This is a genomic window from Streptomyces sp. NPDC104307, from assembly GCF_055584045.1.
This window is the reverse complement of sequence record NZ_JBVJMU010000007.1, coordinates 235,837-250,953: the sequence shown is the minus strand read 5'-3', so window position 1 is coordinate 250,953 and position 15,117 is coordinate 235,837. Positions and strand designations below refer to the sequence as shown.

Annotated in this window: 16 protein-coding genes and 1 tRNA gene; 11 read left to right on the top strand and 6 right to left on the bottom strand. The window is 73.4% G+C overall.

The genetic code is table 11. The annotated features are described in order from the left end of the window. Positions 1 to 70 precede the first annotated feature (70 nt). The 7 genes from ACZ601_RS20580 to ACZ601_RS20550 all read left to right on the top strand — a co-directional run bounded on the left by ACZ601_RS20580 (position 71) and on the right by ACZ601_RS20550 (position 5,068). On the top strand, positions 71 to 484 hold the full coding sequence (locus ACZ601_RS20580; protein ID WP_469539887.1) for a YciI family protein: 414 nt from the start codon (positions 71 to 73) through the stop codon (positions 482 to 484). Continuing rightward, positions 481 to 1,728 (top strand): RNA polymerase sigma factor, encoded by a 1,248-nt coding sequence (locus tag ACZ601_RS20575; protein WP_469539884.1) that lies wholly within the window; start codon positions 481 to 483, stop codon positions 1,726 to 1,728. Before ACZ601_RS20580 ends, ACZ601_RS20575 begins: the two co-directional genes overlap by 4 nt. Before the next feature lie 90 nt (positions 1,729 to 1,818). Beyond that, the gene (gene sigJ / locus ACZ601_RS20570) at positions 1,819 to 2,778 is read left to right on the top strand and encodes an RNA polymerase sigma factor SigJ (protein WP_440577218.1); all 960 of its coding nucleotides are present in this window, start codon (positions 1,819 to 1,821) and stop codon (positions 2,776 to 2,778) included. Between the two features lie 32 nt (positions 2,779 to 2,810). After that, positions 2,811 to 3,170, top strand: a complete 360-nt coding sequence (locus ACZ601_RS20565; RefSeq protein ID WP_469539881.1) for a DoxX family protein — start codon at positions 2,811 to 2,813, stop codon at positions 3,168 to 3,170. Positions 3,171 to 3,299: 129 nt separating this feature from the next. After that, positions 3,300 to 3,920 carry an HhH-GPD-type base excision DNA repair protein gene (locus ACZ601_RS20560; protein WP_440577216.1) on the top strand — a complete coding sequence of 207 codons (621 nt, stop codon included), beginning with the start codon at positions 3,300 to 3,302 and terminating at the stop codon, positions 3,918 to 3,920. A gap of 115 nt (positions 3,921 to 4,035) precedes the next feature. Next, positions 4,036 to 4,332, top strand: coding sequence for a type II toxin-antitoxin system VapB family antitoxin (locus ACZ601_RS20555; RefSeq protein ID WP_073736427.1), 297 nt, complete (start codon positions 4,036 to 4,038; stop codon positions 4,330 to 4,332). 139 nt (positions 4,333 to 4,471) lie between these two features. Next, positions 4,472 to 5,068 carry a LytR C-terminal domain-containing protein gene (locus ACZ601_RS20550; protein ID WP_469540088.1) on the top strand — a complete coding sequence of 199 codons (597 nt, stop codon included), beginning with the start codon at positions 4,472 to 4,474 and terminating at the stop codon, positions 5,066 to 5,068. Between the two features lie 48 nt (positions 5,069 to 5,116). Here ACZ601_RS20550 and upp read toward each other — a convergent pair whose 3' ends face one another. Then, positions 5,117 to 5,752, bottom strand: a complete 636-nt coding sequence (gene upp / locus ACZ601_RS20545) for a uracil phosphoribosyltransferase (protein ID WP_123524739.1) — start codon at positions 5,750 to 5,752, stop codon at positions 5,117 to 5,119. A gap of 103 nt (positions 5,753 to 5,855) precedes the next feature. Between upp and ACZ601_RS20540 the strand changes: the two genes are divergently transcribed. The 4 genes from ACZ601_RS20540 to ACZ601_RS20525 all read left to right on the top strand — a co-directional run bounded on the left by ACZ601_RS20540 (position 5,856) and on the right by ACZ601_RS20525 (position 7,585). Beyond that, complete coding sequence (locus ACZ601_RS20540; RefSeq protein WP_469539878.1) at positions 5,856 to 6,128, top strand: hypothetical protein; 273 nt, start codon at positions 5,856 to 5,858, stop codon at positions 6,126 to 6,128. A gap of 187 nt (positions 6,129 to 6,315) precedes the next feature. Beyond that, on the top strand, positions 6,316 to 6,897 hold the full coding sequence (locus tag ACZ601_RS20535) for a tRNA adenosine deaminase-associated protein (protein WP_469540086.1): 582 nt from the start codon (positions 6,316 to 6,318) through the stop codon (positions 6,895 to 6,897). Positions 6,898 to 6,990: 93 nt separating this feature from the next. After that, positions 6,991 to 7,419, top strand: coding sequence for a tRNA adenosine(34) deaminase TadA (gene tadA, locus ACZ601_RS20530; protein ID WP_469540085.1), 429 nt, complete (start codon positions 6,991 to 6,993; stop codon positions 7,417 to 7,419). Between the two features lie 78 nt (positions 7,420 to 7,497). Next, positions 7,498 to 7,585, top strand: a tRNA-Ser gene (locus ACZ601_RS20525). A gap of 153 nt (positions 7,586 to 7,738) precedes the next feature. On the opposite strand, the gene ACZ601_RS20520 is transcribed toward ACZ601_RS20525, so the two are convergent. The 5 genes from ACZ601_RS20520 to ACZ601_RS20500 all read right to left on the bottom strand — a co-directional run bounded on the left by ACZ601_RS20520 (position 7,739) and on the right by ACZ601_RS20500 (position 15,111). Beyond that, positions 7,739 to 9,145, bottom strand: a complete 1,407-nt coding sequence (locus tag ACZ601_RS20520; RefSeq protein ID WP_469539876.1) for an RICIN domain-containing protein — start codon at positions 9,143 to 9,145, stop codon at positions 7,739 to 7,741. 35 nt (positions 9,146 to 9,180) lie between these two features. Next, the gene (locus ACZ601_RS20515; protein WP_469539874.1) at positions 9,181 to 12,573 is read right to left on the bottom strand and encodes a DNA polymerase III subunit gamma/tau domain-containing protein; all 3,393 of its coding nucleotides are present in this window, start codon (positions 12,571 to 12,573) and stop codon (positions 9,181 to 9,183) included. Next, the gene (locus ACZ601_RS20510; RefSeq protein ID WP_469539871.1) at positions 12,570 to 13,472 is read right to left on the bottom strand and encodes a type VII secretion system-associated protein; all 903 of its coding nucleotides are present in this window, start codon (positions 13,470 to 13,472) and stop codon (positions 12,570 to 12,572) included. Before ACZ601_RS20510 ends, ACZ601_RS20515 begins: the two co-directional genes overlap by 4 nt. Before the next feature lie 302 nt (positions 13,473 to 13,774). Beyond that, positions 13,775 to 14,464, bottom strand: coding sequence for a type VII secretion system-associated protein (locus ACZ601_RS20505; RefSeq protein ID WP_469539870.1), 690 nt, complete (start codon positions 14,462 to 14,464; stop codon positions 13,775 to 13,777). Then, a complete protein-coding gene (locus ACZ601_RS20500; protein ID WP_469539868.1) occupies positions 14,461 to 15,111 on the bottom strand; it encodes a type VII secretion system-associated protein in 651 nt (216 codons plus the stop codon). Before ACZ601_RS20500 ends, ACZ601_RS20505 begins: the two co-directional genes overlap by 4 nt. Between the last annotated feature and the right edge of the window lie 6 nt (positions 15,112 to 15,117).

Sequence of the window (15,117 nt, the reverse complement as noted above, 5' to 3'; positions counted from 1 at the left end):
CGGCGGTTCCGACGTCCCCTGTGAGAGCCGCCCACGAGGGGCGGCGGGAACGAACGCAGGGAGCGGAACGATGAAGTACATGGTGATGGTGCAGGGCTCGCAGGCCGGCTACGAGGCGATGCGCGGCAACGCGAGCGCCGGCACTCCGGCCTGGAGCGAGAAGGACGTGCAGGCGATGTTCGCGTTCATGGGCGCGGTCAACGACGATCTCGCCGAGAGCGGTGAGCTCATCGACGCCAACGGGCTGACCGAACCGGCCAGGGCCCGGTTCGTCCAGGAGGGCGAGGACGGCCGTCCGGTGGTCACCGACGGTCCTTATGGGGAGACCAAGGAAGTGCTCGCCGGGTACTGGGTGCTCGACTGCGAGAGCCTGGAACGGGTCACCGAGATCGCCGCGCGCGTCGCGCAGTGCCCGGTGCCCGCTGGTTCGCCCAGCAGCGCGGTGGTCATCCGGCCCATCGACGACCTCGGAGGCGATGTGTGAGACGTACGAGCGAGGTCGAGGACCTGCTGCGGCTGCACGCCCCGCAGGTCCTCGGCGCGCTGGTGCGCCGGTACGGGCACTTCGACCCGGCCGAGGACGCGGTGCAGGAGGCGTTGCTCGCCGCCGCCCGGCAGTGGCCCGAGCAGGGGGTGCCGGACAATCCGCGGGGCTGGCTGATCCGGGTGGCCTCACGGCGGCTGGTGGACCGGCTGCGCAGCGACGACGCGCGCAGAGCGCGCGAGGCGGCGGCGGCCGCGCTCACGACACGGGACGCGTTCACCACGCCGCCACCCGACGAGATCGCATGGGGCGGCAGCCGGGCGCCGTCCGACGACGACACGCTCACCCTGCTCTTCCTGTGCTGCCATCCGGGGCTGGCCCCGGCCGCGCAGATCGCGCTCACGCTGCGGGCGGTCGGCGGGCTCACCACCGCCGAGATCGCCCGCGCTCATCTCGTCCCCGAGGCGACGATGGCTCAGAGGATCAGCCGGGCGAAGCGGAAGATCCGCGGCGCGGCCTTCGTCCAGCCGGTTCCGGCCGACCTCGACCGGCGGCTCGCGGCCGTGCTCCAGGTGCTCTACCTGATCTTCAACGAGGGCTACACGGCGACCTCCGGCCGGTCTCTGCACCGCGCCGAACTGGCCCGGGAGGCGATCCGGCTGACCCGCTCCGTGCGCCGGCTGCTCCCCCGGGACGGCGCGGTGGCCGGGCTCCTCGCGCTGATGCTGCTGACCGACGCCCGCAGCGCAGCGCGCACCGGCCCGGACGGTGAGCTGGTGCCGCTCGACGAACAGGACCGCACCCGCTGGGACCGGGCAGCCGTCACCGAGGGCATCGCGCTCGTCGAGGAGGCCCTGCGCGAGGGCCCGGCCGGCCCCTACCAGCTACAGGCGGCCATCGCGGCGCTGCACGACGAGGCACCCCGCGCCGAGGACACCGACTGGCCGCAGATCCTCGCGCTGTACGACGTCCTCGTACGCATCGCCCCCGAGCCGATGGCCGAACTGGGCCGGGCCGTCGCCGTCGCGATGGTGCGCGGGCCGCGAGCCGGACTGGCCGAGGCCGACGCGCTACGGGACCGGCTCGCGGGCAACCACCGGCTGGACGCCGTCCGCGCCCACCTGCTGGAACGGGCCGGCGACCCGGCGGGCGCCCGCGCCGCCTATCTCGCGGCGGCCGCCGCCACCCTGAGCCTTCCCGAGTCCCGCTATCTGCACGGACGCGCGGACCGGCTCTGCGGGTGACCGGCGGCTCCCCCGTCCCGTGCCGGTGCCGATGTCACACTCCTGCCCCCGGCAGCACTCTCAGGGTGTAACCGCGACAGGAGGCACCTGATGTACGAGCCCGCCCCCGGCCCCCGGCCCGGAACAGAGCCGGGCCCCGGTCCCGGCGACGCCACCGAGGTGTTCGTCGACCATCGCGAGCTGCTGTTCTCGCTCGTCTACAACATGCTCGGCAGCGTCTCCGACACCGAGGACGTCCTCCAGGAGACCTGGCTCTCCTGGACCGCCCGCCACGAGGCGCCCGACGCGGAGCGGATCGAGAGCCCGCGCGCCTACCTCGTACGGATCGCCGTGAACAAGGCCCTCTCTCGCCGGGCCGACATCAGCCGCCGCCGCGAGACGTACGTCGGTACGTGGCTGCCGGAGCCGCTCGTCTCGGCCACCGACGCCCCGCCGCCCCCGGACGACGAGACCGCGGAGCGGGCGGAGCGGGCCGAGTCCGTGTCGATGGCGATGCTCGTCGTGCTGGAGACGCTGAGCCCGCTGGAACGCGCCGTCTTCATCCTGCACGAGGTGTTCGGCTACGCACACCCGGAGACCGCCCGGATCCTGGGCCGCAGCCCCGCCGCCGTGCGGCAGCTGGCCCACCGCGCCCGCGACCACGTCCAGGCCCGCCGGCCGCGCCACCGCCCCGATCCGCTGCTGCACCGGCGGGTCACAGAACGCTTCCTGGACGCGGTGTTCGGCGGCGATCTGGCCTCGCTGATGCGGCTGCTCGCCCCCGACGTCACCCTCTGGGCCGACGGCGGCGGGAAGTCCCCGGCGGCCGGACCGCACCCGGTGCGCGGCCGCGACAACGTCGCCCGGCTGCTGATCTCCCGCGCCTCGCACCGCGAGGGCCTGGAGATCGCCTACCGGCAGGTCAACGGCGACCCGGCCGCGGTGCTGTTCAGCGGCGACACCCCGTTCGCCGTGATGGTCCTCGACCTGGCACCCGGCGGTGAGCGGATCAGCGACATCTACAACGTCGCCAACCCCGACAAGCTGCCGCCCGCAGAGCGCAAGAGCTGAGCGCCCACACAGCGCAGGAACGGAGAGGGATCATGCTGTTCGTCCTCTACACCGTGGTCACCGCGGTGACCGCCGCCGTCAACACCATGTCCGCGGTGCTCGACTTCCGCCGCTACGAACCGATCCTCGTCAACATGGAGAAGGCGGGAGTGCCCGCCTCCTCGCTGTTCGGGCTGGGCGTGCTCAAGGCGGCGGGGGCCGCCGGGCTGCTCGCCGGCTTCGCCGTCCCGCTGATCGGCACGGCCGCCGCGGTGGGGCTCGCGCTGTTCTTCGTCGGAGCCATCGCCGTCCATCTGCGCGCCCGCGACCACGGGTACTGGCTGCCCGGGATCTTCCTGCTGCTGGCCGTCGGCTCCCTCGTGCTGGGGGTGGCCCACCGAGGGGCCTGGTGACGAGCCTCATGACGAGAACGGGCGGGGAAACGGCGGAAAGCGGCGGCAAACGGCTGCAATCGACGGCGAACCGCTCCGCCCACGGTGATGGTGCTGGCCGTCGCACCCCGCTCTCGCGATGATCGGGCCATGACCAAGAGCGACAACGGACGAGACATCACCCTCCGGATCGCCCAGCAGCCGGAGGCGGACGAGCTCCTCGCGCGCAGTCCGCTCGCCGCCCTCGTGGGCATGCTGCTGGACCAGCAGGTGCCGATGGAGTGGGCCTTCTCCGGCCCGTACGCCCTGGCGCAGCGGATGGGCGGGGACGATCTGGACGCCCATGAGATCGCCACGTACGACCCCGAGGCGTTCATCGAGCTGTTCACCGCCAAACCCGCGCTGCACCGCTACCCGGGCTCCATGGCCAAGCGGGTGCAGCAGCTGTGTCAGTACCTGGTGGCGCAGTACGACGGCGCGGCGAGCGCGGTCTGGGACGACGCCGCCACCGGGGCCGAGCTGCGGAAGCGGCTGAACGCGCTGCCCGGGTACGGCACCCAGAAGTCGCAGATCTTCCTGGCGCTGCTGGGCAAGCAGTTCGGCGTCCGGCCACCGGGCTGGCGCGAGGCGGCGGGACCGTACGGGGAAGACGGCTCGCACCGCTCGGTCGCCGACATCACCGGGCCCGAATCGCTCGCCGAGGTGCGGGCGTACAAGCAGGAGGCCAAACAGGCCGCCAAGGCCGCGAAAGCCGCCGCCAAGGGCAAATAAGCGCAGCGGCCCCACTCACGTAATTCCGGCATAGCCGCCTATATGTCCTTGTGCCCGGCGGCGCAGTCCGGCCCCATGGCTGCGCCCGGAGGCTCCAGGCCGGTAGGCTTTCCGTGTGATCTTCAAGCGCATCGGAAATGGGCAGCCGTACCCCGACCACGGCCGGGAAAGCACCCGGCAGTGGGCGGACGTCGCGCCGCGCCCGGTCCGCCTGGACCAGCTCGTGACCACCAAGGGCCAGCTGGATCTCGAAACCCTCCTCGCCGAGGACTCCACGTTCTACGGCGATCTGTTCGCGCACGTCGTGAAGTGGCAGGGCGACCTCTACCTGGAGGACGGGCTGCACCGCGCGGTCCGGGCCGCGCTCCAGCAGCGCCAGGTACTGCACGCCCGCGTGCTCGAACTCGGCTGAGACACCACACCCCTCGCCGCCGTTCGGGGTTCGTTCGGGTGCTTTCCCACTCGGACGGGTGCGATCCATTGATCATTTAGTAGGCATCATCACCGGGTCGCACTACGCTGCGCCCATGAGCATGCTCACTCCCCCAGGCATGGGCGGAAAGTACCGCATCACGGGTGACAAGTACCCGCGCATGCGGCGCCCCCGCCGCCGCAGCAAACTGGTCCTCGCGACCGTCGCCTCCGTGGTCGCCCTAGGCGTGGCCGGATGGGGCACGCTGCAGCTCATCGATGTCTTCACGGGCGGCGACAAGACGGCCAGCGCGGCCGACCGCAAGGCGGACTGCCCGTCCGCCGAGCCGTCCGCGCACGCCGTGGCACTGCCGAAGCCCGCGAAGATCAAGGTGAACGTCTACAACGCGACCCCGCGCGGCGGACTCGCGAAGCAGGCGGCCGATGAGCTGAAGAAGCGCGGGTTCGCGATCGGCAAGGTCGGCAACGCCACGGCCGCGTACGACAAGAAGGTCGCCGGAACCGGCATACTGCTGGGCTCTCCGACCGCGCTCAACGGCACCTTCCCGGTGCTCGGCACACAGCTGCCGGGGGCCGCGACGAAGACCGACGCCCGCAAGACCGCGGACGTCGATCTGATCATCGGTACGAAGTTCAAGGCGTTCAGCACGCCCCAGGCGGCCTCCACCGCCCTGACCGCCCTGCTCAAGCCCTCCCCCGCGCCGTCCTCCTGCTGAGGGACCGCGCGGGGCGGGCGGGACAGCCCTCAGGGCCTGTCCGAGTCGTTAGTCGGCGGTGCCGTACATCCGGTCACCGGCGTCGCCCAGACCCGGCACGATGTAGCCGTTCTCGTTGAGGCGCTCGTCGACCGAGGCGGTGACGACGGTGACCGGCGTACCCGCCAGCTCGCGCTCCATCACCTCGACGCCCTCGGGCGCGGCGAGCAGCACGACGGCGGTGACGTCGTCCGCACCGCGCTTGATCAGCTCCTGGATGGCCGCGACCAGGGTGCCGCCGGTGGCCAGCATCGGGTCCAGGACGTACACCTGGCGGCCCGAGAGGTCCTCGGGCATCCGGGACGCGTACGTGGACGCCTGGAGCGTCTCCTCGTCGCGGATCATGCCCAGGAAGCCCACCTCCGCGGTCGGCAGCAGCCGCACCATGCCGTCGAGCATGCCGAGGCCGGCCCGGAGGATCGGCACGACCAGGGGCCGCGGGTACGAGAGCTTCACTCCGGTGGTGGGTGTCACCGGGGTCTCGATGTCGACCTGCTCGGTGCGCACATCGCGGGTGGCCTCGTACGCGAGCAGGGTGACCAGCTCGTCGGCGAGGCGCCGGAAGGTCGGGGAGTCGGTGCGCTTGTCGCGCAGGGTGGTGAGTTTGTGCGCGACCAGCGGGTGGTCGACGACGTGGATCCGCATGGGACCCACAGTAGCCGCGCCTCCCGTACCCGTGCGCTGGCATCAACCACACGTTCGGGGGGAAGGTGGGGGCATACGGACCCAGCCTTGGGGTGATGAACCGATGCCGGACGGGGCGCAGTGGAAGCGGGACGGGGCGGACCCTCCCGGTTTCAGGGATGCGCGGGACGCGGAGGACACGCGGGAGAGCGGCGCGCGGGAGAGCGACACGCGGGACAGCGACCCGCAGGAGACCGACGCGCAGCGCCGCCGGCGCCGCGCCCAGTTCCTCCGCGAGCTTCACGAGGCCAAGGCACTGCGCGACCGGGTCCAGCCCCGGCGCGTCAAGGCCGCCCGAATGCGCCAGGCCATGCGGATGCGGACGTTTCGCTGGTAGCCGTCCGGCCTGCGGAAGAACCCCCTGGTGGCCGCCCCGGACAGAACTGATGGCCGACGCAACGTCCGAACTGCTCTCGCGAGGCCCTCGTTTCTGCCACGATTCCGATGGGCGGGACGCAGGACAGCCGGACCACCGACTGCCCTCCCGCCGGACCGACATCCCTATGACCAGTGGGAGAGTCACGGTGTACTTCGCCGCACTGCTCGCGCGCACCGAAGACGGGTGGGAAGCGAGCGACACGGATCTCGACGATGTGGAGACCCTGTCCGATCTGACTGATCTGGCCCGTGAAGCCTCGGTGGACGAGGACACGGTGCTCGTGTTCATCGAGCAGGAGGGCGCCTGGTTCGGCGTCATCCGGGTGGACGGTGAGGAGGACCCGCGTATCTACGTCTCGAACGCCTCCGCCGCCACCCGCTCCTCGTACGGGGAGATCCTGCTCACCGATGAACTGCTCGGCCGCGAACCCGGGGCCGAGGACTCGATTGCCGCCCTCGAAGAACTCGTCGGACTCGACGGTACCGAGGACGGCGAGCCGGACAACGCCCCCGACCACGACAACAACGACAACGCCGACCACGACAACGCCGACAACGCCGATGACGACGACGGAATCGACGCCGTACCGGCAGGCCCGCTCGGTGACACCGGGCTCCTGTCCGACCTCGGGCTTCCCGAGGCCGAGCTGCTGATGCTGCGTACGGACGCACTGGTGGAGATCGCGGACGCGCTGGGAGCGGCCGAGGTCCTGGAGACCGTCCGTTAAGGTCCGCGGGTGAGCGAAGCACCGCACCCGCAGGACCCGCCCCGACCGCCCGACGCACCCCACGATCCCGTACGGGACCCGTGGCGGGTGGCCATGCGCCGTGCCCTGGACGAGGCCGACCGGGCGGCGGCGGCCGGCGATGTGCCGGTCGGCGCCGTCGTCCTCGGTCCGGACGGCGCGCTGCTCGCCGCGGGCCACAACGAACGCGAGGCGACCGGCGACCCGACCGCGCACGCCGAGGTCCTCGCGCTGCGCCGGGCCGCCGCCGCGCTCGGCGAGTGGCGGCTGTCCGGATGCACCCTGGTGGTCACCCTGGAGCCCTGCACGATGTGCGCGGGCGCCCTGGTGCAGTCCCGGGTGGCCCGGGTCGTCTACGGGGCCCGGGACGAGAAGGCCGGAGCGGCCGGCTCGCTCTGGGACGTGGTCCGCGACCGCCGCCTCAACCACCGCCCCGAGGTGATCCCCGGAGTACTGGAGGCCGACTGCGCGGCCCGCCTCACCGCCTTCTTCCGCCACCGCTGACCTGGCGTCCCCGCGTGCGGACGGTGCCACCGGGAATCGGATTTCGACGGACGGCCGAGATGGTCTAAGCTCTCTCTCGGTAGCGTGTCCGAGCGGCCGAAGGAGCTCGCCTCGAAAGCGAGTGTGGGGAAACTCACCGAGGGTTCAAATCCCTCCGCTACCGCCACGAGGAACCGTCCCCGACCTGTGAGAACAGGCCGGGGACGGTTTTTTTACGTTTCCGCCGGTGCCGCACAAGAGCGCGTCCCCGCCTCCCCGGTGCAGTGAGTGCAACGGCGAAACGGGGACGCGTGTCCACCGGCCCGTGGGAGCGGGCCCCTCAGACGATCCAGTGGTCGCCGACGCCGCACGGGGCGATTTCGAGCCGGGCGTCGTTACCGGCGGAGGCGCCGCCGGTCGGGCGCAGGCACAGGTCGTTGCTGACGACGTTACGGATCCAGTTCGTTCCGTCCCCCCGGGGGTCCAGCCACCAGAGCTGGTTGTCACCGGTCGGACGGCAGTTGAACTCGCTGACCTTCGAACCCGCCGGCCTGGCGCCGTAGTAGCCGACGTCCAGGCAGAGCCCGTCCTTGGTGTTGCGGATCAGGAAGACGGGGGCGTTCTGGGGCCCGCCGCTCTTGTGCACGATGTCCAGGCTCCACAGCTGGTTGTCGGCGGTCGTGGCGTTGCACGGGTACTGGTTGACCGGAGCGGTCGGCTTGCCCTTGCCGTAGTTCGCGATATCCACGCACTGGGACGTCGACGCGTTCCTGATCACCGTGTTCTGCACACCCGAACGGCCGTTGGCCCACCGGCGGAGCTTCTCCGCCCCGGTCAGCCCCTTGGGCTTGAGCTTGGGCTTGGGCTTCGTCTTGGGCTTGGGCTTGACCTCGGCCTCGGTCTTCTCGGACGCGCTCGGGGAAGGCGTGAGCGTCTGCTGCGGGGCGGGCGGCAGGGCCTGCTTCTCCTTCTCCTTCTCCTTCACCTTCTTGCTCGGCTTGACGGAGGGGGACGGCGACTCACTCGTGTACGTGTCCGGAACGATGGAGCGCTCGCTGCCCAGCAGCGTGCCGGCCGCGTTCTGCGTCCGGGTCCGCTCGGGCTCACGGTCGTTCTGTCCGGACACGAGGAACGGGACCGCGATCAGGATCGCGCCGGCGATCGCCGCAGCCGCCAGCATCGGCTTCTTGGGCCGGCTGCTGGGCGGTTCGCCGTCCGCGTGCGCGTTCGCGCCCGCGCCACCGTCGCCGGCCGCTGCCGCCGCCACGGCCGCGTCCGGTGCGTCGGGCGCGTCGGGCACCGCGCCGACCGTTCTGACGGTCGGCGGCGTGCCGGTCTCCGGGGCGGACGCGGCGGACGTCGACGCTGACGACTCGGCGGACTCCGCAGACTCCTCGGACTCCGCAGGCTTGGGGGAAGCCGCGGGCTCGGGGGAAGCCACGGCGGTGGCCGACGGAGCCGGGGTGCCGATGACGGTGCCGGGGCCTGCTTCGTCGGTGCCGGTCGTCGCCCCGTCGGTGCCGGTCGTCGCCTCGTCGGCGCCCTCGGGCTCGGAGGACGGGGACGACGGAGACGGGGTGTTCGTACGGCCGCCCGGTGTCAGCGCGCCGCCCGGGTCCCCGGCCGCTCCCCGCATCGTCACGGCCCGGCGGACCGACACCGGCGAGTTGCCGGACTTCCCGGACGCACCCGCGGGCGGGCCGGACGGTGACGGTATTTCGTTGGAAGGATCATGCTCACGCGCCATGTGATTCCCCTACTCGTCTGTGGGTGGGTGTCGCGTCACGGCCCGGCGCCCACGGCTCCGGCGCAGCGCTCCGGCCAGTGGCCGGTGCCCTCGGGTGCCGTCGGGAGCCCGCGCACGGATTCGTCCAGCCGGGCGAGTACGGCTCGATCCGCATCGGGATCGGGCGCGGTCGCCGTGGCAGGACCGGTCAGTTCACGCAGGAAGATCTGTACGGACGGGCCGTCGCGGCGGACGTCCAGCACCCGGAAGAGGGTTCCCGGGGCGAACACCACCTCCTCGGGCCCACGGCTGTGGTCGGACAACTGCCGTACGCGACGGCCTGCCACCGACCAGATGACATAGCTCCCACCCGGCATCATGGCCGCACGGCCGGAATCGAGCGGCGTGGTGCTCAGCAGGGCCGCGTCACGCAGCAGCGTCCCGGGACGGGGCAGCGCCGGGACGCCGGAACCGTCGGCGGCGGGGTCGCTGCCCGTGCCGCGCAGCACGGCGCCCCGGTAGGACGGCAGCCTGTTCAGCGCCGATGCCACACAGGCGCCGTACGGCAGCATGTCGGGCTCGTACTCGCGCAGGGCACGGATCACCGCGCCGTGGCTCAACGGGCCTTCGGGGGTGAGCAGATACATCCGCAGCGCGATCAGATCGGCACGGGCCGCCTCCTGTTCCCTGCCGCGCAGCGCGGGCACCCGGGCGAGGGACCTGGCGACGGCCGCGCCGTGCCGGTCCCACCCCCGGTCCGCGAGCGCGCGGAAGGCGGTCCGTTCCGCTTCGCTACTGCGGTGGCCGGGTTCCAACGGGACGGGCGGCAGAGGAGTGTCGGGGACCTCGGCCGGGTCCGGGCCCTCCAGGGCGCCAGGTGCCACGGGGGCGCCGGGGGCCACCGAGGCTTCCGGGCCCCGGGCCGGCTCGTCCCCCGCGGTTCGGGTTCCGTCCGGCTCCGTCGGCGCCTCGGCCGCCGCGTCCCGGGAGGCCGTGGTCCCCGGGGACGCGGGGGGAGTGGCGGGAGCCGGGGACGCGGGGGACGTGGCGGGAGCCGGGTCGGCCGGTGCGGCGGATTCCACGCGCACCGGTTTCGCCGGGAGTACGTCGTCGGGACCATCCGGCGCCTCGGTCACACTCGGCCCGTGCTCGCTCGGCCTCGGCTCTTTCGGCCCGGGCTCGCTCGGCCTCGGCTCCTCCGGCCCCTGCTCGCTCGCCGGCTCCCCGGACGGGCTCCGCTCGGCGAGCGGCTCCGGGCCGTCCGCCGCTGCCGGGTTCTCCTCCACCGCGAGCTCGGCCTGATCGTCGTTTCCGTCGCCTGTGTCGGCTCCGTCGCGGGCGTCGCCTGCGTCGCCTCCGTCGTCCGTGTCGGCTCCGTCGTGGGCGTCGCCTGTGCCGCCTCCGTCGTCCGTATCGTCCGTGTCGGCTGCGGCTTCTCGCGGTTCAGCCGGACCGGGGCCGCCGGAAACGGAACCATCGGGCCCCTCGGGCCGGTCCGGGTCGGTTGTCGACGGCTTGGCGGGCTCGCTCTGTGCCGGCAGGGGCGCGGTGGGGGCCGGTGTGGTGCCGGACGCAAGTTGACCGGCCGCCTCGGCCCGCCTCCTGGTGCGCCCCAGCGAGCCGATCGGGACGCCGTCGTCCGATCCGTCGAGCTCCTCGGGGGCCGGGCCGGCGCCGGTCCTCCGGGGCGTCACCGGCTTCCCGGTTGCCGACGGGGCTACGGGCCTTCCGGCCGCCCCGGGACCGGACGGCCGTCCGGGTGCCCCGGCGCTCGCCGCTGCCCCGGCGGTCGCTGCTGCCCCCGTGGCCATGGCTTCGCGCAGCTGCCCGGCCCGTTCGGCCCGCGCCGCCCGCGCGGCGCTCTCCGACGGGCGGACGGGAACGGATCCCGTGGTCCGGGCCGGTTGTCCCGGTCGTGACGGCTGGGGCGGCAGCTCGGGCCTCGACGACTGCGTCCGCGGTCCCGGCGCCGCGCCCGGCCGGTTCGCCGGTGCGGGGGCCGGCCGGGCCGGAGGCCTGGCGCGGGCCGGGGCCGGGGCGGCGTAGCGCAGGGTGCGCAGGCCGTGCTGGGCGGAGAGCCTGCGCAGTTCGAGGCCGCCGTCGAGGGACACGCCGTGCACGTGCAGTGTCGCGCGCGCACGCAGGGCCGGTGCCAGGGCGCCCAGCAGACCCGACAGGGCCGGCCACAGCGACGCGTCCATGACTTCGCCCGGCATGCCCAGCTCGATCACCGGGCCGCCCGGGTCCACCTGACGTGCTGTGGGGGACAGCGAGGGGCCGCCGCGCGGGCCGACCCACAGGCCCGCCCTGGTGACGGTGACCTGCCAGCGGTCGGTCAGGCCGACGACGCCCTCCTCCGGACGGGCGGGGCCCGGCAGCGGCGGGGTCCAGCGCAGCACCCGGGGCGGCCGCGCACGGCCGCTCTCGTCGGGCGGCCGGCACACGACGGCGTCCACGAACGGCATCCACGTCGGCGTACCGTCCGGTGCGGCCAGGACCGAACGCACGGAGTACGTCCCCAGCGGGCCGCCCGCCGCGATGAGCGGCAGGCCGGTCAGGACCTCCACCTCCGCGTCCGTCCGGTCGGACACCGACTGCGCCAGTGACAGCACGTCACGCCGGCCGCCGGGCACGAGCCGCACACCGGACCTGGCCTCCTGCGGCAGGGAGTCGAGGACCTCGGCGACCTCCTCGGCCGAGACGTCCTCCCCGTACGGCACACCGATCACCACGGCCGCGCGCCGGGGGTCGACCGGCACGGCGTGGTAGAGATCGCCCGGCTGGGCCGGGGCCGCCCCCGCCGGCCGCAGCAGCAGCCCCGCCGGGATCTGTTCCAGCACGCAGCCGCCGGCCGTGCTCGAAGGCACACCGCGCAGCGCGGACTGCCAGAACGGCTCCGGGCTGCGCGGGCCCAGCGGCTCCGGCTTCGCGCCCGGGGCGAACCGCCACCAGCCGCCCCCGGCCGCGCCCCCGCGGGCGGTGGACGCGACGGGGACGAAGAGCGAACCGCCCGGTACGACGAGGGGCGGGCCGTCCGGGGCACTCACCTCGAACCCCCAGGCGTCGGCGATCCGGCGGGCGGTGGCGGGCCGGTCCTCTGCGTCGTGCCCGGCACCGGCCATGACCAGTTGTACGGACTCGGTGCCCGAGTCACGCAGCGAGTCGAGCAGTTCGCTCAGCCTCGGCCAGAAGGAGCGGGCCTCCGTCCCCTCGGCGTTCGCGATGACGGTCACCGTCCCCTCGTCCGTGCGCATGCCGCGCGCCAGATCGGCGACATCCGCAGGCGTGAGCGTGTCGTCCGAAGGGGTCCGGAGCAGCAGCAGGCCGTCGTAGTCCTCCAGCAGGAGTCGCTCCGATGGCGCTTCCGGCAGGTTCGTGGCGGCCCGTTCGACGGGGGCCGGGGAGCGGTCGCCTCTGCGCCGCGCGAAGGGACCACCCCAGCGGGTCACTCCTGCGGCCTTCCGTCGTCCGGCGCACCGCTCGTGGCGGGGCCGGGTCCCGGCGCGGCCGCCGGGTCCCCCACCCGTGTCGCGTGGATGCGTGGCGTTCCCGCACCGCCCGGCTCCTCGGCCGGCACCGGCCGGGCCTCACCGCGCTCCTGGGCCGCGATCTCCTCGGCCAGTGCCTTGGTGTCCATGACCATCCCCGCCGGGCCGGTCGGGTTGACGTAGAGCGAGTGGCCCTCGGGCAGACCCTCGACCACGTCGGCCACCGGGACCACCCGGGCCGCGAACGTCCCGACGACGCGGTAGTACGCGGGGGCGGTGAAGACGGGGACCACGGGCTCGCCCTCCGCCGACCGCACGGCCAGCGGCTCGCCGTCGGGGCCGAGGAGCACCGCGACCTTCGCGGCGGCCAGTGTTCGCAGCACCTCGCCGGGCGGGCCGTATCCGGTCACGGCGCGCTGGACGGCGGACTCGACCGGGTCGCTGGCCCTGGGCCAGCCGTGCGCCTGGGGGGAGGGGCGGTACCCCGCGTTGTCCTCCCACGCCACGATCGTGCCCGTGGCGTCCGTACGCCAACGGCCCGGAACCGCCCAGTCCGGCGGCGCGCCCTTACCGGACCAGGCGGGATCGGGAACGCTCAGCCACTGACCGGGCAGCCCCCGGGCGGCCTCGACCACTTCCGGGGGCGGCTCGGGCAAGGGCTCGGCCGCGTCGGCGGATTCGGTGAGAGGGACGGATTCGGTGCGGGCGTCGGATGCCGTGACGCCGGTGGATTCGGTGACGTCGGCGGATTCGGTGACGAGCCGGCCGTACACCGGTATCGCCCCGGCGTCCCCGTCGGCGGGAAAGGGCTCGGGCGGAGGGGGCATCGTGGGGAGCGGCCCATGGTCGTACTCAGTCACCGGCGGGCACTCCCGACACAGAAGACACGGTCCATCCCTTCGAACTCACCCTCATCGTTTGACAGTCTGGTGGTGCCGACCCCGAAATCCGGTTTCCCCGCGATGACATACCGGGGTCCGAAGTGTGAACCGCCCATGACATCGCGGGACGCGTCCCGACAGGATCATGCCCCCACCCCGACGACAACGTTGTTCCCGGCAGACCCGACGGCACCCGGATGCCCGGTTCGTACTCCTGGAGAGACGCCGTGCTCCGCCCCCGCGTTCCACCGTTCAATGGTCAACCGTACCCGCACAACGCCTCAGGCCGGCCACTCGCCGGTCAGCTCCTGCGCCTCGTACTCCTCCAGTTCGGCCCTGCCCGCGCGCAGTTCGGTCACCGTGACGAGCTGCCCCACCGGGGCGGACGAGCTGAGGAACAGCACTTCCCTTCCGGGTGGCAGCCGTTCCAGGAGTTCTGGCAGGAACATCACCTCGTGCGGCGGCAGTTCGCCCGCCGCCGGCTCCGGCGCCGCCGAGAAGACGGGCACCGCCTCCGTACCGTCCTGCGCCTCGGTCACCGTCAGTCCGCCGTTCCCGTCGACGCACACCGCCAACTCGGCGTCGGCGAGCAGCAGGGCGAACAGCTCCTGGGAGGCGTAGCCGGTGGCGACCAGTTGTACGGCGGCGTCCGCGGGGCTGACCGGCGGCGGCCAGCCGTGCGCGTCGGGCGAAGGACGGTAGCCGGGGTTCTCCTCCCACTCGACGATCTCCCCGTCCTCGTCGCTCCGCCAGCGTCCGAGCCTCGCCCACGAGGGCGGGGGCTCGTCCTCGTCACCGTTCCAGTGCCGGTCGACCACGGACATCCAGTGGCCGGGGGCCTCCCTGGCCGCCCTGACGTAGTCCTCTGGCGGCTCGCGGAACCCCGGCCGCCCCCTCAGCACGGCGGTCGGACCGCCCAGGGTCCCGGAGAGGCCCGCGCCTTCGTCCGGGGTGCCGGAAGGGCTCGTCATGCGGGGTCCGTCCCGTCCCGCGAACCGTCCGCCCCGCGCGCCGCCGCGTCGACCGCCTGCCGCAGGGCCTCGGTCTCCACGGTCATGCCGACCGGCCCCGACGGGTTGAGGTAGAGCACGTGGCCGTCCGGTATCCGGTCGACCACCTCGGCCACGGGAGCCAGTTCGTAACCGAAGCGCCCGGCCGCCCGCAGATAGCCGGGGGACGTGAAGACGGGCACCACCGGCGCCCCCTCGGGAGAGGTGGCCGACAGCGGGCTGCCGCCGGGGCCGAGCAGGACGGCGACCTCCGCCCCGGCCAGCACCCTCGGCACCGCCTCACCCGGGCCGTACCCGGTGGCCGCGAGCTGGACCGCCTCGTCCACGGGGTCGGCCGGTGCGGGCCAGCCGAGCGCCTGGGGCGAGGGGCGGTACCCCTCGTTGGCGCGCCACTCCTCGATCTCACCGTCCAGGCCGGACCGCCACTGACCCACCACCGCCCAGTCCGGCGGCTCGCCCTTCCCGGACCACGCGGGGTCGACCATGCCCAGCCAGTGGTCGGGAGCGAGCCGGGCGGCTTCCTCGATCTCCGCGGGGACCGGCGGCGCCGTGTCGTCGACGGTCCCGGGGCGCGCGGTGGGCGCACCGGCGGCGGTGTTGTCGTTCATGAGCTC